At 61.4% G+C, this 16,635-nt stretch carries 17 protein-coding genes; 14 read left to right on the top strand and 3 right to left on the bottom strand.

Going from position 1 to position 16,635, the window contains the following annotated elements; translation table 11 throughout:
- Nucleotides 1-36: 36 nt before the first annotated feature.
- From ctaD to AB8B31_RS13055, 4 genes are read left to right on the top strand one after another with little or no spacing between them, the layout of a single operon-like run.
- A complete protein-coding gene (ctaD, locus tag AB8B31_RS13070) occupies nt 37-1,830 on the top strand; it encodes a cytochrome c oxidase subunit I (RefSeq protein WP_018447114.1) in 1,794 nt (597 codons plus the stop codon).
- Nucleotides 1,827-2,546 (top strand): cytochrome c oxidase subunit 3, encoded by a 720-nt coding sequence (locus AB8B31_RS13065; protein WP_018447115.1) that lies wholly within the window; start codon nt 1,827-1,829, stop codon nt 2,544-2,546. The genes ctaD and AB8B31_RS13065 overlap by 4 nt, the downstream gene beginning before the upstream one ends.
- Nucleotides 2,547-2,557: 11 nt before the next feature.
- Entirely contained in the window at nt 2,558-3,277 is a 720-nt protein-coding gene (locus AB8B31_RS13060) for a heme-copper oxidase subunit III family protein (RefSeq protein ID WP_018242625.1), read from the top strand.
- A 25-nt stretch (nt 3,278-3,302) separates the two neighbouring features.
- A complete protein-coding gene (locus AB8B31_RS13055; RefSeq protein ID WP_018242624.1) occupies nt 3,303-3,668 on the top strand; it encodes a cytochrome C oxidase subunit IV family protein in 366 nt (121 codons plus the stop codon).
- 62 nt (nt 3,669-3,730) lie between these two features.
- Here the strand turns inward: AB8B31_RS13055 and AB8B31_RS13050 are convergent, their stop codons facing one another.
- Nucleotides 3,731-4,768, bottom strand: coding sequence for an AraC family transcriptional regulator (locus tag AB8B31_RS13050; protein ID WP_047621154.1), 1,038 nt, complete (start codon nt 4,766-4,768; stop codon nt 3,731-3,733).
- A 121-nt stretch (nt 4,769-4,889) separates the two neighbouring features.
- Between AB8B31_RS13050 and AB8B31_RS13045 the strand changes: the two genes are divergently transcribed.
- From AB8B31_RS13045 to AB8B31_RS13025, 5 genes are all read left to right on the top strand, one after another.
- Nucleotides 4,890-6,341 (top strand): APC family permease, encoded by a 1,452-nt coding sequence (locus AB8B31_RS13045; protein ID WP_047621233.1) that lies wholly within the window; start codon nt 4,890-4,892, stop codon nt 6,339-6,341.
- A complete protein-coding gene (locus AB8B31_RS13040) occupies nt 6,338-6,511 on the top strand; it encodes a hypothetical protein (RefSeq protein WP_165403096.1) in 174 nt (57 codons plus the stop codon). Before AB8B31_RS13045 ends, AB8B31_RS13040 begins: the two co-directional genes overlap by 4 nt.
- 75 nt (nt 6,512-6,586) lie before the next feature.
- Complete coding sequence (locus AB8B31_RS13035) at nt 6,587-8,575, top strand: primary-amine oxidase (protein WP_131604868.1); 1,989 nt, start codon at nt 6,587-6,589, stop codon at nt 8,573-8,575.
- Nucleotides 8,576-8,650: 75 nt separating this feature from the next.
- Nucleotides 8,651-9,436 carry an ATP-grasp domain-containing protein gene (locus AB8B31_RS13030; protein WP_130652659.1) on the top strand — a complete coding sequence of 262 codons (786 nt, stop codon included), beginning with the start codon at nt 8,651-8,653 and terminating at the stop codon, nt 9,434-9,436.
- A 73-nt stretch (nt 9,437-9,509) separates the two neighbouring features.
- Nucleotides 9,510-10,091 carry a dienelactone hydrolase family protein gene (locus AB8B31_RS13025; protein WP_018447120.1) on the top strand — a complete coding sequence of 194 codons (582 nt, stop codon included), beginning with the start codon at nt 9,510-9,512 and terminating at the stop codon, nt 10,089-10,091.
- 94 nt (nt 10,092-10,185) lie between these two features.
- On the opposite strand, the gene AB8B31_RS13020 is transcribed toward AB8B31_RS13025, so the two are convergent.
- The gene (locus AB8B31_RS13020; RefSeq protein WP_018242616.1) at nt 10,186-10,560 is read right to left on the bottom strand and encodes a VOC family protein; all 375 of its coding nucleotides are present in this window, start codon (nt 10,558-10,560) and stop codon (nt 10,186-10,188) included.
- A gap of 8 nt (nt 10,561-10,568) precedes the next feature.
- Nucleotides 10,569-10,745, bottom strand: a complete 177-nt coding sequence (locus AB8B31_RS13015) for a hypothetical protein (RefSeq protein WP_165403095.1) — start codon at nt 10,743-10,745, stop codon at nt 10,569-10,571.
- Nucleotides 10,746-11,008: 263 nt separating this feature from the next.
- Here AB8B31_RS13015 and AB8B31_RS13010 point away from each other — a divergent pair, with 263 nt between their 5' ends.
- From AB8B31_RS13010 to AB8B31_RS12990, 5 genes are all read left to right on the top strand, one after another.
- Entirely contained in the window at nt 11,009-11,989 is a 981-nt protein-coding gene (locus AB8B31_RS13010; RefSeq protein WP_130652658.1) for an SDR family oxidoreductase, read from the top strand.
- A gap of 264 nt (nt 11,990-12,253) precedes the next feature.
- Nucleotides 12,254-13,327: a helix-turn-helix domain-containing protein gene (locus tag AB8B31_RS13005; RefSeq protein WP_130652657.1), complete on the top strand. Its 1,074-nt coding sequence runs from the start codon at nt 12,254-12,256 to the stop codon at nt 13,325-13,327.
- Nucleotides 13,328-13,499: 172 nt separating this feature from the next.
- A complete protein-coding gene (locus AB8B31_RS13000) occupies nt 13,500-14,780 on the top strand; it encodes an efflux RND transporter periplasmic adaptor subunit (protein WP_130652656.1) in 1,281 nt (426 codons plus the stop codon).
- Between the two features lie 11 nt (nt 14,781-14,791).
- A complete protein-coding gene (locus tag AB8B31_RS12995) occupies nt 14,792-15,496 on the top strand; it encodes an ABC transporter ATP-binding protein (protein ID WP_130652655.1) in 705 nt (234 codons plus the stop codon).
- The gene (locus AB8B31_RS12990) at nt 15,493-16,632 is read left to right on the top strand and encodes an ABC transporter permease (RefSeq protein ID WP_130652654.1); all 1,140 of its coding nucleotides are present in this window, start codon (nt 15,493-15,495) and stop codon (nt 16,630-16,632) included. Before AB8B31_RS12995 ends, AB8B31_RS12990 begins: the two co-directional genes overlap by 4 nt.
- The last annotated feature ends 3 nt before the right edge of the window (nt 16,633-16,635 follow it).

The following is a 16,635-nucleotide window of genomic DNA, read 5'->3' as shown; positions in this document are numbered from 1 at the left end:
TCAAGGAACCGGCGGGGAAAAGGGAGGAGAGAGATCATGGTCGAGATTCCATCCGGAAGCATTCCATCCGGTAGTGCTGGCGCCATCCCCTCCGCCGAAGTCGAGGATGTCGAGCTTTATCATCCACATAGCTGGTGGACGAAATATGTGTTCAGCCAGGATGCCAAGATCATCGCCGTGCAATATTCGATCACCGCCATCGCAATCGGCCTGGTGGCGCTGGTGCTCTCCTGGCTGATGCGGATTCAGCTCGCCTTTCCCGGCTATTTCGCCTTCATCGATGCCGATCACTATTACCAATTCATCACCATGCACGGCATGATCATGGTGATCTATCTCCTGACTGCGCTCTTCCTCGGCGGCTTCGGCAATTATCTCATTCCGCTGATGGTCGGCGCGCGCGATATGGTCTTCCCTTACGCGAACATGCTGAGCTACTGGATCTATCTGCTTGCGGTGCTGATCCTCGCCGCCGGCTTTTTCGCGCCTGGCGGCCCGACGGGGGCGGGCTGGACGCTTTATCCGCCGCAATCGGTTCTGTCAGGCACGCCTGGCGGCAAGGACTGGGGCATCCTCTTGATGCTCTCCTCGCTGATCGTCTTCATCATCGGCTTCACGATGGGCGGGCTGAACTATGTGGTGACCGTGCTGCAGGGGCGGGCGCGCGGCATGACGCTGATGCGGATGCCGCTCACCGTCTGGGGCATCTTCACCGCGACCGTGATGGCGCTGCTTGCCTTTCCCGCGCTCTTCGTCGCCTGCGTCATGATGATGTTCGATCGCGTGCTCGGCACCAGCTTCTTCATGCCCGCCATCGTCGAAATGGGCACGCAGCTGCAGCACGGCGGCGGCAGCCCAATTCTCTTCCAGCACCTGTTCTGGTTCTTCGGGCATCCGGAGGTCTATATCGTCGCACTCCCGGCCTTCGGCATCGTTTCGGATCTGATCAGCACGCATGCGCGCAAGAACATCTTCGGTTATCGCATGATGGTCTGGGCGATCGTCATCATCGGGGCGCTGAGCTTCGTCGTCTGGGCGCACCACATGTATGTCAGCGGCATGAACCCGGCCTTCGGCTTCTTCTTCGCCACCACGACGCTGATCATCGCCGTCCCGACGGCGATCAAGGTCTACAACTGGGTGCTGACGCTCTGGCGCGGCGACATCCACCTGACGCTGCCGATGCTTTTTGCGCTCGCCTTCATCGTCACCTTCGTCAATGGTGGTCTGACCGGCCTCTTCCTTGGCAACGTCGTCGTCGACGTGCCGCTGTCGGATACGATGTTCGTCGTCGCGCATTTCCACATGGTCATGGGTGTGGCGCCGATCCTCGTCATCTTCGGGGCGATCTATCACTGGTATCCGAAGGTCACGGGACGCATGCTGAACGACGTGCTCGGCCATATCCACTTCTGGATCACCTTCCTCGGCACCTATGCGATCTTCTTTCCGATGCACTATCTCGGCCTGCTCGGCGTGCCGCGTCGCTACTTCGAGATGGGAGAGACGGCCTTCGTTCCGCCTTCGGCCCATACTCTGAACATCTTCATCACCGTCATGGCGCTGATCGTCGGGGCCGGGCAGATGGTCTTCCTGTTCAATCTGGTCTGGAGCCTTTTCCGGGGCAGGGAGTCCGGCGGCAATCCATGGCGGGCAACGACGCTCGAATGGCAGACGCCGCAGACGCCGCCCGCGCATGGCAACTGGGGTAAGGATCTGCCTGTCGTCTACCGCTGGGCCTATGACTACAGCGTGCCGGGGGCGGCCGAGGATTTCATTCCGCAGAATGTGCCGTCAGGCGGCGGCGTAACCCGGGAGATCCACGCATGAACGTCATCCTGGTCTTCCTTGCCGCCATCGGCGCCATCATCTTCTGGTGGCTGGCAGGGCAACGGCTGACCTCGAAGCCCTGGCTGGAAACCGGGTCAGTACAGCTGCCGGCTCATGACGGCGTCGACCGGCAACAGTCGCCCGCGCCGGCAGTGAAAATCGGTCTCTTCGTGTTTCTCGGCGTCGTCGGCGCCGTCTTCAGTCTTGCCGTCAGCGCCTATTTCATGCGCATGGCGTCCGCCGATTGGTGGGCAATGCCGGTTCCGCGCCTCCTCTGGGTGAACACCGCAGCACTCGCCTTGAGCAGCGCCGCGCTGCAATGGGCCAAACGAGAAGCGGGGCATGGCCGCATGGAAAACCTGCGGCCGGCGCTTGCCGCCGCGTTTGTCCTTGCCGTCGCTTTTCTCGTCGGACAGGTCCAGGCATGGCGGGAGCTGGTATCAGCCGGCTACGTGCTTGCCGACAATCCTTCCAACAGCTTCTTCTATATGCTCACCGGCCTGCACGGCCTGCATATCCTCGGCGGGCTTGCCGTGCTTTCGCACACGACGGTCAGGGCATTCTCTACCGACATTGCGCCGGAGAGGCTGCGCCTCAGCGTCGATCTTTCCGCCATTTATTCGCATTTCATGCTCGCCGTCTGGCTCTTGCTCTTCGCGCTCTTTGCTGGCTGGGCAAATGATTTCGTCGATCTCTGCCGCACACTTCTGAACTAGGAGATTTGCAGATGGCACAGACTATCGGGATACACGGTGAGCCAGACGTAAGGCCCGCCGGCCTGCGCGGTGTCGCCGCCGATTTCAGCTCGGATCAGCGCGCCTTCAAGACCGCCTCCTGGGGCAAGGCGATGATGTGGATCTTTCTGCTCAGCGACACCTTCGTCTTCGGCTGCTTCCTGATCGCCTATATGACCGCCCGCATGTCGACGCCCGTTCCATGGCCCAATCCGAGCGAGGTCTTCGCGCTGCATATCGGCGGCCAGGACGTGCCGCTGATCCTGATTGCGATCATGACCTTCGTGCTGATCTCCAGCAGCGGCACCATGGCGATGGCGGTCAATTTCGGCTATCGCCGCGACCGCCGCACGACGGCGATCCTGATGCTGCTGACGGCCGTTCTGGGCGCATGTTTCGTCGGCATGCAGGCCTTCGAATGGACGAAGCTGATCACCGAAGGCGTGCGTCCCTGGGAGAACCCGTGGGGGGCGGCACAGTTCGGATCGACCTTCTTCATGATCACCGGCTTTCACGGCACCCACGTGACGATCGGCGTCATCTTCCTCCTCATCGTCGCCCGCAAAGTCTGGCGCGGCGATTTCGACCAGGAACGGCGCGGCTTTTTCACCAGCCGGAAAGGCCGCTACGAGGCCGTTGAGATCATGGGCCTCTACTGGCACTTCGTCGACCTGGTCTGGGTCTTCATCTTCGCGTTTTTTTATCTGTGGTAGGGCTTCTATCTGTGGTGAGGTCGTCATGAGCGAAACAACGGCGCATGCACAAAGCCAAACGGTGCACGCACAAGCACACACCGGACAGCAGCACCCGATCCGGCTCTATCTCCTGGTCTGGGGCCTGCTCTTCGTGCTCAGTGCAGCGTCCTACATGGTCGATTATCTCGGCGTCCAGAGCTACTTGAGGTGGACGCTGATCCTGCTGTTCATGATGCTGAAGGCCGGTCTGATCGTCGCCGTCTTCATGCACATGGCCTGGGAACGGCTGGCGCTCGTCTACGCCATCCTGCTGCCGCCGCTGCTGGTGCTGGTTTTTGTCGCGCTGATGGTATCGGAAGCGGACTACACGATCTTCACCCGGCTCGCCTTCTTTGGGGCTGGGCCGTAGGGCAGCAATCGGCGGTCTTCGTTGTCGGTCCGATCGTATTTGCTTTACTTTTACATCTTCGATCAACGTCTCGAAGATAGGTGGTTTCCCTTCTTCTCCCAGGACCGCAGCGCACGCCAGAGCACCGTGTTGTCTGCATAACCTAGCACACGCGCAATCTCGGACATCGGTGCGACTTGTTGGTCGCCGAGATAATGGGCGGCGAGTGTTTGGCGGTGCTGGCGAACGAGATCGCGAAGCGACACGCCTTCCTCCGACAGTCGGCGCTGCAGGCTTCGCGGCGACATCTTCAGTTCGGCGGCAAGGGTTGCGACCGTGATCGGCCTTTGGCCGAGATAGATGCTGATCAGAGCCTGGACCTTTTCCGTGACGACATCACCGGCCGCTGGCTCGTTGACCAGATCGCCGATATGCCGTTCCAGGATTTCGATCAGGCTTTTGTCTTCCGAACGGTACACACGATCGGCATCCGCCTTGTTCATGACGATCCGGTTGCCGGATTGGCCGAACAGGATGGGCGCGCCATAGATGCGTTCCAGCACGCTGGCGTCGCGCGGGGCCTGGTGCTCAAGCTGGATTTCGATCGGCCGCCAGCCACGGCGGAAGCACGACCGGACGAGCTGACACGAGGCGGCAATCGTGAATTCGCTGTCCTGCCGGCGTGGCCACATGCTGGGATCGACGATCCGGTAGGTCCAGACAAAATCGCCATTCTCCTCGAACACGCCGGAACTGGTCGCGCCCTGGACCGCGTTGACATATTTCGACAGCCGTTCGAAAGCGCTGCGAATGGTCGGCGAGAGCGCAAAGAGCATGCCGATAGGGCCGATGTCGGCGGGCTTGAATCCGGTGCCCATGCGGGCTCCCAGTGCCGGTTCGCCGGTTATGGTCGCCGCATCCTCGAACAGCGCGACATAACGCGCCATGGGCAGGACAGCATAGGGGTCTTCCAGTTGCGAGCGCAGAATGCCGTGCGAAGCCAGAAGAAGGTCGGTTTTCCCGGATCTTTTATCGATTTGTTGCACCAGCGGGATCAAGACAGAGGCTCGAATTGAAGCAACTGCGGGCATGCGGCTGATCAAATGCGATGCAACTGCCATTTTCAGCGTCTCCGGTGACCTTCGTGGCGCGAATTATCGATTCATTGGCATAAACTGCAATTTCGGGGCCAGATCGCCGCGCTTACCTTCTTCGCAACAGACAAGCAAAGAGGGGTTCTCCATGACACTGGAAGCAAGCATGCCCGCACCATCATCGCCGGAGCGTCGTCTGGCCAAGGACTCGGTGGGCCTCGCCCACATCGTGTTCTTCGTCGTTGCTGCGGCCGCGCCGCTCACGGCCGTCGTCGGCGCTTCGCCGGCCGCCTTCGCTTTTGGCAATGGCGCAGGCGTCCCCGGCGCTTTCGTGCTTGCCGGCCTGCTCTACCTGCTCTTCTCGGTCGGCTTCACCGCCATGAGCCGGCATGTGGGCGGGGCAGGAGCCTTCTACACCTATATCACCCATGGCATCGGCAAGCCGGCTGGCGTGGGTGGCGCCTTCATGGCGCTGGTCACCTATAGCGCGGTTCAGATCGCCATTTATGGCCTGTTCGGTTTCTTCATGGCCAATGCCATAGCGCCGCTTGGGCTGGTCCTGCCCTGGTGGGCTTGGGCCTTCGCAGCACTCGTCGTCGTGCTGGTCTGCGGTCAGCGCAACATTGCCTTCTCAGGCGCGATCCTCGGCGTCTGCATGATTGCCGAAATCGCCATATTGCTGGTTCTGGATCTTGCCATCGTCTTTTCAGGCGGCGGACCAGAAGGCATCAGCTTCTCCTCCTTTGCGCCATCGTCGGTCTTCGCGCCCGGTCTTGGTGTGGCGCTGGTCTTCGTCATCGGTTCCTTCATCGGCTTCGAAGCTACGGCCATTTTCGGCGAGGAAGCCGAAGATCCGGAAAAGACCATTCCCCGCGCCACCTATGTTGCCGTGCTGCTCATCACCCTCTTCTATGCTTTCTCCACCTGGGCAATCGTGCAATTCTACGGTCCGGGCAAGGTGCAGGCTGCTGCGGCTGCCAGTCTCGACAGCTTCTACTTCACGGCCGCCAATTCCGTGCTTGGCGCATGGTCGAGCCAGGCGATGAACGTGCTGCTGATCACCAGCCTGTTTGCCTGCATCCTGTCCTTCCACAATACGCTCAACCGCTATTTCTTCGCCCTTGGCCGTGAAGGCCTGGCCGCACAGGTGCTTGGCAAGGTTCACGCCAAGCATGGCTCACCCTATGCTGCAGGTCTGCTGCAAAGCCTGATCGCGGCCGTCGTCCTTGGCCTGTTCGTGATCTTCGGCGCCGATCCCTACACCGTCGTGTTCTCGTGGATGGCGGCGCTTGCGGGTATCGGTATCCTGCTGGTGCAGGTGCTTGTCTCCGTCGCGATCATCATGTTCTTCCGCAAGACGCCGAACAGCTACAGCGCCTGGACCACGATGATCGCTCCGACGCTCGCGCTCCTCGGCCTCATTGGTTCGCTGGTGCTGGTCAGTTCCAATCTTTCACTCCTTTCCGGCAGCGAAAGCCTGATCGTCAAGGCTTTCCCCTATGCCATGGTGCTGGTGGGCATTCTTGGCGCGCTGTTTGCGATCCGGATCAAGAGATCCAACCCCGCTCTCTACGCCTCGCTCGGAAAGGTCTTTGAATGAGTGCCGTTGCTGAATGTGCACCCGTCGATCGCCTTCTGGTTCTCGCGGTCGCGATCCTTGCCGGCGCAACATTGCTGGTTGCCGTCGAGGCCCACGCCTTCTGCTCGGTGTTCTGCATTCATCCAAACCTGATGATGATCGATACGCAGATCTGCTCCGGTCGATCCTGATCACCGCAGCTTGCGACGCGCCATGGTGCGTCGTCTCTCCCGAAACCAAGAGGCCCGAAACCAAGAGGTATACCAATGGACGCCGTTGTCGCAGTCACCCATCCGCTCGATCCCCTGAGCCTCGCTGAGATCGCTTCTGCCGTTGCCATACTCAAGGATACGCAGACACTCGCAGCCACCTTCCGCTTTCCGATAACCCGGCTGGAGGAGCCGACCAAGGCGGATCTTGCCGCCCATCGCCTGGGCGAGAGGCTGCCGCGCCTCGCCTTCATCCTGGCAAGCGACATCAGCAATGGCGAAACCTTCGAGGGCATCGTCGACCTGACTACCGGCACGGTGTGCTCCTATATCCGGCTGCCTCTCGATGAACTGCCCTATGGCCAGCCGCCGATCATGCTGTGCGAATTCGAAACTGTTGAAGGCACCGTCAAATCCGATCCGCGCTGGATCGCTGCCGTCAAGAAACGCGGCATTACTGACGAGGATATTCCGCTCATCCAGATCGATCCTTTTTCCTCGGGCTATTTTGGCCGCGAGTTCGAGAAGGGAAAGCGCATCGTCCGCGCCGTGTCCTATTGGCGCGAGGATATCCGTGACAACGGCTACGCGCATCCGATCGAGGGCGTGGTGGCGGTGGTCGATCTGATCGCCAACCGAGTGGTCGATCTCGTCGACGATGAGAAGATCATTCCGGTCCCGAGGAAGAAGCGCAATTATGGCCGCGAAACCTTCCCGGAACCGCGGCCTGATCTCAAGCCGCTGCATATCGTTCAGCCGCAAGGGCCGAGCTTTACTGTCGACGGCTGGAAAGTCGAATGGCAGAACTGGAGTTTCCGTGTCGGGTTCACCCCGCGCGAGGGGCTCGTTCTGCATGAACTCGGCATCAAGGATCAGGGCAGGCTACGGCCAGTCGTCTTTCGCGCCAGTGTCACTGAAATGGTCGTGCCTTACGCCGATCCGACCGCGAACCACTATTGGAAGAGCGCCTTCGATGCCGGCGAATATGGTCTCGGACGCCTGGCCAATTGCCTCGAACTCGGCTGCGACTGCCTCGGCCATATTCACTATTTCGACGTGCCGGCGGCGGATGATTTCGGCCAGCCCTTCACCATGAAGAACGCCATCTGCATGCATGAGGAAGATTACGGCATCCTCTGGAAGCATTACGAATTCCGCAACGGTATTTTCGAAGTGCGCCGTTCGCGCCGCCTCGTCATCTCCTTCTTCGCAACCGTCGGCAACTACGATTACGGCTTCTACTGGTATCTCTACCAGGACGGCACGATCCAACTCGAAGCCAAGCTCACCGGCATCATCCAGACGGCGGCGGTCGCGACCGGCGAAACCTATCCATGGGGCGGCATGGTCGATGACAATCTCGGCGGTCCGACCCATCAACATTTCTTCAATGCGCGCCTGCACATGGATGTCGACGGCGGCGACAATACCGTGACCGAACATGAGTTCGTGCCGCGTCCCTGGGGTGAAGACAATCGCTATGGCAATGTCTTCGATACCAGGACCCGTGTGCTGAAGCGCGAACTCGACTCCCCGGCACTCGCCAATGGCGAGACCGGCCGTTACTGGAAAGTCTCCAACCCCAACATCCAGAACAGTGTCGGCAAGGCGCCGGGCTACAAGATTGTCGTCATGCCGTCGCCTGTCATGCTTGCCCAGCCGGATTCGACCGTTGCCCAGCGCGGCGGCTTCGCCAAGAAGCACATCTGGGTCACCGCCTTCGATGCCAGGGAAAAATATGCGAGCGGCGATTACCCAAACGTGCACGCCGGCGGCGACGGTCTGCCGGGTTATGTCAAGCAGAACCGTAATATCGAGAATGCCGATGTCGTGCTCTGGCATTCCTTTGGCCATACCCATGTCTGCAAGCCCGAAGATTTTCCGATCATGCCCGTGGAATATGCCGGCTTCACGTTGAAACCGAACGGCTTCTTCGCGTCCAACATCGCCATGGACCTGCCGCCGGAAGGAAACGGCCAAAGTGTCGACAGTCGCCTGCAGCCTTCGCCCGACGACATCGGAAACGGTTCCTGCTGCCACACATAGCTGTAATACTACGGCTGTTCCTTTTTAAATTGCTTTTTGATAGTCCGACGGATTGTAAGAAAGGCAGGGAACAGAATGCAGTGGCTTCTCCAGCAGTTCGAAGATACCAACAAGCTGGCCGAGGCGCTCGACCAGCTCGGAATCTCCTACACATGGCACAAGGTCGTACCGTTTGTCGGCGAGCTCATCCCCGAGCCGGTCGTTGCTGATCCGGGTTCAGTGGTCATGTTCGGCTCCTACACGCTGTGGAAGAACGCCGAGGCGAACGGTTACCGGCCGGGTGTTTTTAAACTGCGTCCTTTTGTTCACGAACAGGCGTGGCACCCTTACCTCCTCAACGGTGCTGATGCGCTGTTCCTGACACTCCAGGATGTCCCCCAGCGTCTGGCGGATGACGGCAGGGACTGGTTCCTGCGCCCGGTCGACGACAGCAAGGAGGAGCCCGGAAATGTTAAATCGACCGGCGAGATCATCCGTATGGCAGAGAGGGTGCTGGCGCTCGACGAAGATGAAATCCCCAAGGGTTCACTTCGTCACGACACGCTGCTGATGCTCACCGAGCCCGTTCGCATCCTGCGCGAATGGCGTCTCTGGGTCGTCGACGGTCGGATCGTCACCTATTCGCTCTACAAAGACGGATCGCGTGTCGTCCATCGCCACGAGATTGATGACGATGCGCTGGACTTCGGGCAGCGCATGGTCGACATCAACGCCGGCTACTCCCAAGCTTATGTCATCGATGTCTGTCGGACGGAAGAGGGACTGAAGCTGCTCGAGACGAACTGTCTCAATGCCGCCGGGTTCTACGCCGCAGATCTCGTGAAGCTGGCGAGGGCGATCGACGGCCTGGCCCGCACCTGACGTCTTTCCGGCGATGGAATGACGCTGTAGAGTTGCAGAATGTTTGCCCGACTATCCCACCCGGAGGCTCCGTATGGCTGAGGTCCTGTTGTTTCACCACGCACAAGGGCTGACCCCGGGTGTGCGCGCGTTCGCCGATGACATCAGGGCAGCCGGCCATATCGTGCACACGCCTGACCTGTTTAACGGACGCACATTCCCGAGCATCGAAGAGGGTCTCGCCTACATCGGGGAGATCGGATTCGACGAAGTCAGGGAGCGCGGTGTCCGGGTCGCCGACGAATTGCCGCCCGGGCTCGTCTATGCTGGGTTCTCGTTCGGCGTGCTGCCGGCGCAGAAGCTGGCGCAGACACGCCCCGGCGCCCGAGGGGCGTTGCTCTTCTATTCCTGCCTGCCGATCAGCGGCGAGTGGGCCTTCGGACCCTGGCCGGACGGCGTCGCGGTGCAGATCCACGGCATGGACAACGATCCGATCTTCACAGGTGAGGGCGACATCGACGCCGCCCGCGAGATCGTCGCGAAGGTCGAAGACGCGGAGCTTTTCCTGTACCCAGGCGATCAGCACTACTTTGCCGATAGCTCGCTGCCGTCCTATGACGCCGATGCGACCGCGCTGCTCACCCTCCGCGTGATCGAGTTCCTGAATCGCGTCTGATCCAGACATTCCGCGAGAGATCCGGTTTGGCTCCGGCAAGCCGTCCTGAGATGGGTGCCGTTCATCCTGCGTCGCGGCTTCGGCGCGGCGCGGACTATTCGGACGCCACGCAGAAATTGTTGCCTTCGGGATCATTCAAGACCGTGTAGCCATCTGCTTCCCGGACGAAGGTCGCTCCGAGGGATAAAAGCCGTTCTACCTCCCTGGCCCGATCGGGGGTGGCAATATCGAAATGAAGCCGGTTGCGGGCGGGACGTTCCCCCTGGCGGAGGTGGAAGCAAAGGCGGGTTCCGGGACCTTCGACCATCACGGTCGGGTCAGTTTCTGGCGTCAGTCCGAGAGCGGCCAGGCGGGCCAGTTCGTCGTCGTCATATGGCATCACTTCGTAGCCATCGAGCGCCTCCGCCCAGAACTGGGCGACACGCGAGGGAATGTCGCAATCAATGACAATTTCTTTCAGCCTTGCCATGGAGCTCTTCAAGAATTGTTCGGCCGGCGATGGCAAACGCGTTCAACGACCGCACCGCCGACTGCCGGCAGCAATGCAAAAAGCACGAGATGCGGTGTCTCCGTCAGCCCCAACAGGCCAGACATGAGGAAGGCGACCAGCAAACCTGCCAGCGCCCCGGCTGCATAGGGCAGATAATCTTTCAAGAGAGCCTCGGTCTTGTGCTGATATCAAACATTAGCTGCGTCATTCGCTTGAGATAGAGATCTTTGCGTTATCGGCAATGGTTGGCTGCGGTCGAACCTCACGCCGACCGATCGGCCTATGCGGAATGTCACAATGTTGGTAGGGGGCAGATCGATCAAACGATGTGACCCGGTGCGCCTGATTTTGCAGGAGACGACCATTTTCTTTCGCGCTATGAAGACTGACCGCATATCCCGCCACATCCGACACCGAGGTCCTTCCCATGGCTTTGAAAATCCTTTTCGTTGGCGGTACCGGCCAGATTTCATATCCGTGCGTCGAGCGCGCTGTGGCCCAGGGTCACCATGTCAGCGTCTACAACCGCAGTTTGAGAGGCGACCCATTGCCTGCGGGGGTTACCTCGATCGTCGGCGATCTCGCGGCACCCGCCTATGTGGACTTGTCCAAAGCCAATTATGACGTTGTCTGCCAGTTCATTGCCTTTACACCCGATCAGATTGCGCGCGATATCGATGTGTTTGCGGGGCACTGTGGCCAGTACATCTTCATCTCTTCGGCCTCGGTCTATGAAAAGCCACCGCGCCACTACGTGATTACCGAGCAGACACCGGCGATCAACCCCTACTGGCGCTATAGCCAGGACAAGATTGCCTGCGAGACGCTGCTCAAGAATTCCCAGAATCTCGCCTGGACCATCGTACGTCCCAGTCACACCGTTCGCACGGGCCTGCCCATCATGATGGGCGACAGCGATGTCATGGCGAGACGCATGCTGGATGGTGAGCCCACCATCGTGGCGGGCGATGGCCATACGCCCTGGACGCTGACCCGCTCGGTCGATTTTGCGGTGCCCTTTGTCGGGCTTTTCGGCAAGCCTGCGGCGTTGAACGAGATCTTCCACATCACCTCCGACCGCGCCCACATCTGGAACGATATTCAAACGGCGATCGCCAGATTGCTTGATGTCGAGGCCAGGATCGTACACGTGCCGACGGACACCTTGGTCCGCTACAATCCGGAGTGGGTTGGACCTCTCCGGGGCGACAAGGCGTGGTCGGCAATCTTTGACAACTCAAAGGTCAAAAGCGTGGCAGGCGACTTCACCTGCGCCGAGAGCCTTGATGAAATTCTGGCGGGGCCGATCATGCATCTCAAGCAGCGCCTGGCCAAGAACCGCCCGCCAAGGGGCGATCTTGATACTTTGGTCGATCGGATTTGCGCTGCGCAAAGCGCTCTCGGCTAGGCAGGTCCTCGTAGAGCAACTTTCCGAAAGACACGGCGCAGGCGGTCGTGCCCGCGCTGATCACCCGGACTTGCGATGTCGCCGATCTCGACAGCCTGTCGGGTTGGCTGGAAAACAACCATGCAGACCTCAACGGCGGATTGAGAGTTGCGGCCGGCGGCCCAAAGGGTCGGACGAGGAATCACGGCAGGCATTCACAAAAAATCCCAGCCTAAAACGCGTCCTAAAACATGATGGAGGTCGCGCCGGGTGAGGATCTCGGCAATGATGGCCATCTATTCGCCACTCCGATCCTACCAGGCCATGCTGTTCGTTCCGCTTCCCTTCGTCGTTGCCATTCTGCTGCTTGTCCTCTTCGTCACCGTCCTCCGGCGCGACGAGGAGACGCAGCCCAACCGGCCGTTTCTGGCACTGATCCTGCTCGCCGTGCTGCAATCCGTCCTCTCCGGGCTGCGCTGGGGCTACGGGGTGCAGGCTGTGGGTGTGATCGCGCCCGTCACCGCGGCGATGGTGCCGCCGCTTGCGTATGCCGGGGTTTCCAGGCTGGTGAGGACGAGCCGGCGGCCGCTGGCGGCGCGGATTGCGCTGCATGCCGTGCCCGCTGCCGTCATCCTCTTGTTGATGGTGGTCTGGCGGGATGTGATCGATATCGCGCTGGTGCTTGTTTTCGTCGGTTATGCCCTGGCGATCCTGCTTCTGATGCGGCCGGGCGCGGATGCGCTTCGGCTTGCGCCCTTCGAGGGAGCGGTGCCGGCCTATCGGGCAATCATCTTCGCGGCGGCGGCGCTGTGCCTGTCGGCCTCGGTCGATATCTTCGTCTTTCTCGACTTCACATGGACGCATGGCGAGCATGCGCTGACGCTGATCAGCGTCAGCAACCTTGCCGTCCTTGTCATCCTCGGCATTGCGGCCGCCGCCGCCAGCCGAAGCCGGGCGCCGGCCGAGACGATGGAGGCGGCGCTGAAGCTCGAAACGACCGAGGACAAGGAGACGATCGCCACGGTCGATGCGCTGATGGAGGCAAAGAGGCTCTATCGCGACGCCAATCTCAATCTCGACCGGCTGGCCCGTAAGGCCGGCATTCCCGCCCGCCAGATCTCAACGGCGATCAACCGGGCGATGGACAAGAACGTCTCGCAATATGTCAATGATTACAGGATCGGCGAGGCCTGCCGGCTGCTTGCCGCTACCCAGAAATCGGTGACCGAAGTGATGTTCGAGGTAGGCTTCCAGACCAAGTCAAATTTCAACCGCGAATTCCGCCGAGTTACGGAAATGACGCCGCTCGCCTGGCGGCAGAAAAAGGGCGGCGCGGGCTTCCCTCCAGTGTCATCCTGAAGTGACGCCAGTCCTCTTCCGCCTCGTCCTGAGGCGCCCCTAAGGGGCATCGAAGGACGGGGCTGGCCACCGGCACTTCATCCAGCCAGCATGCAGCCTGCCCCCACGCAATCACCCGCCCTCGTGGTTCGAAACGGCCCTTCGGGCCTCCTCACCACGAGGGCTGACCCGGATGCCCCGCGCTGCCACGTACACAATCGCGATCGAGGACTGTCTGGAACGTGTTCGAGGTCGTGATTTCAGCCGGATCGGCGATGCTTGCGGCATGAACACGACATCAGAACATGACCGAGACCTTGCCGCCAAGCTGAGATCACTTTCGATCGAGCCCGCGGCCTTCAAGACAGAGCCGCCGGAGCGCCGTGCCCGGCGGCGAGTGATCCCTCGAGCAGTGCTGGCCGTTGCTGCGACGGCATCGCTAGCGGTGGTTCTTTTCTATCGGCCAGAGACGCTGGAGCGCATCGAAAGCATGCTTGCAGGCTTCGAGGACAGCGACTCTGCGATATCCGCTGGTGGAGCGAAGGCGCCGGCCGAGGGCGGCGCTGCTGCCGAGCGCGGACGGGCGTTGCCTGCCGATGAAGCAGCGAGCCCGGCCTTGCCAATCCGGGAAGTCACCGGCTCCGGCTACGTCGTGGCGCCCGATATCGCCACCGTCTTTTCCAAATATGAGGGCCGGATCGTCGCCGTCGAAGTCGAGGCGGGCAGCAGGGTCGCGGCGGGGCAGGTGCTGCTGCGGCTCGACGATGCGGGCGCCCGCTTTGCGCTTCAGGCGGCCGAGATCGCCCGGCAATCGGCGGGGCTGGCGCTTGCGGCGAAGACTATCGAATTGGCGCAGGCGCGGTCTTCCCTGACGCGCACCGAGCGGCTGGCCGGGCGCGATGCGATGTCGGCGCAGACGCTGGAGGAGGCGCGGACGGCCTTCGACACTGCCGAAAATGCCGCCCTGCGGGCACGGCAGGATGTGGCCAAGGCGGATCTCGATATCGAGAGGGCGCGCGAGCAGGTGGAGGCACTGGCCGTCCGGGCGCCGATATCGGGCACCGTCACGCGGCTCGACGCGCATGTTGGTGACACCGTGCTGTCGCGCGAGGACAGCGTGCGGGAGAATGAAAGCCTGCTTGCGATTGCCGACATGACAGACATGGTCATCGATGCCGATGTGGCCGAGGCCAATATCGCACTGATGCGGCCGGGCTTGCGTGGGGAGGCGGTGCTCGACGGCTTTCCTGACCAGCCGTTTGCGGTCGAAGTATCGAAGATCGCGCCCATGATTTCGCGGGAGAAGGGGACGGTGACGCTTCGCCTGTCGCCCTCCTCGCCGCCGCCAGACATGCGCCCCGCCATGGCCGCGCGCATCCGCCTTGTGGTGGACGAAACAACAAATTTCGGCCCGCAGGCGGGCGGACCTGCGACCTTTCGGCCGCAGGCCGCGGATATCACAGACCATCAGTAAGGAGCAGAGCGATGGTCGACTCTCAAGAACCCTATATCGCGCTTCGCGGCGTCCGGAAGGCATTCAGGATCGGCGCGGAGACGATCCCGATCTTTTCCGGGCTCGACCTTTCCATCGCGCGCGGCGATTTCATCGCCGTCATGGGGCCGTCGGGTTCGGGGAAATCGACGCTTCTCAACATGCTCGGCGGCATCGACAGCCCTGATGCCGGGGAAATCAGGATCGGCCGCAGCCATCTCGAGCAGATGGGCGAGGGCGCCAGAGCCGCATGGCGGGCGCATGGCATGGGCATCGTCTTTCAGTTCTACAATCTGCTGCCGATGCTGAATGCCGGCGAGAATATCGAGCTGCCGCTGCTCTTGAAGCCGCTCGGGCGAAAGGAGCGGCACGCCCGCGTCGAGACCGTGTTGGAGCTCGTCGGTCTTGCGGGCCGGCAGCGGCAGTTTCCATCGAGCATGTCCGGCGGGCAGCAGCAGCGCGTCGGTATCGCGCGCGCCATCGTCGGCGATCCCGACCTTTTGCTCTGCGACGAGCCGACCGGCGATCTCGACCGGAAGTCGGCCAACGATATCCTGGAGATGCTGGGCTTTCTCAATCGCGAGCTTCATAAGACCATCATCATGGTCACGCATGATCCCGAGGCCGCCGCCTTCGCTCGGCGCACGCTGCATCTCAACAAGGGCGAATTCGTCGAGCAGCAAGGGAGGGGCCGATGACCTTCTTCCAGCTCATGCGGCGCAATGCCTGCCGCAAGCGGTTCAGGGCAACACTACTGATGTTCTCGGTCGGCATCGCCTTCCTGATCTATGCCCTGACGGCGAGTTTCCTCGGCGGCAGCCAAGGGGCGGCCGGCGCCAGCGACAATCTGCTCGGCGTCTTCAACAAATCGGGCCGGGGGCTGCCGCTGCCGTTCGCCTATCTCAACCGGATCGCTGCGGATGGCGATGTCGCCGCGGTCGCCTATACCGCGCGCATGCGTGGGTTCGTCGAGGTGGAGAAGAATGTCGTCATGACGAGCGCGGTCGATCCACGCTCGATTGCCGCTGCCAATGGCGACGAGCTTGGGCTGACGTCCGCGCTGATCGCAGCGCTCGAAGAGGGCCGCGACCGGGTGCTCGTCGGCCGGGCGTTGGCGGAGGCGCAGGGCTGGTCGGTCGGCCAGCGCATCAGCGTCACCAGCCAGCTGATAAAGGCCGATGGCAGTCGTGACTGGAGCTTCGTGATCGCGGGTATCTTCGAGGGTGCGAATGCCAGCACCGACACTTATTTCATGCTCGCCCGCTACGACACGATCAATGCAGCCCGCGCGCGCGACAAGGATACGGTCGACGCCTTCGTGGTGCGCCCGCGCCAGGGCGTGTCGCCGGGCGTGCTGGCGGCGCGGATCGATGCACTGTTTGCCAACTCGGCGGCGCAGACGCGGACGCAATCGGAAAAGCAGTTCCTCGAAGCCTTCCTGCGTCAGTTCGCCGACGTTGGCCTGATCGTCAGCCTCGTCGTCGGCGCGGCCTTCGTGACCATCCTGATGATTACGGTGAACACCATGCTCTTCGCCATCCGGGAACGCAGCTTCGAGATCGGCGTCATGAAGGTGCTGGGCTTTTCGCGCGGCCGGATCATGACGCTGGTGCTCGGCGAGACGCTGTTCATCTTCGCCGCCGGTGGGGCGGGCGGGCTCCTTCTCGCCAGGCTTGCGACGCTGTTGATCGGCCCCGAGTTCGGCCTCGCCTTCAGTCTGTCGGTGCTGTTGAAGTCCGTCGCGATCCTTGCGGGGCTTGGTCTGCTGACTGGCCTGCTCCCCGCCCTCAACGCCATGCGCCTGCCCATCGTCAACGCCTTCAGAACGAGATAGTCC

Origin of the sequence: Rhizobium sp. 62_C5_N11_2 (assembly GCF_051811185.1) — a bacterium.
GTDB classification, from domain to species: Bacteria; Pseudomonadota; Alphaproteobacteria; order Rhizobiales; family Rhizobiaceae; genus Rhizobium; species Rhizobium leguminosarum.
The sequence above is the reverse complement of the archived record's forward strand: the minus strand, read 5'-3'. Positions and strand labels throughout refer to the sequence as shown.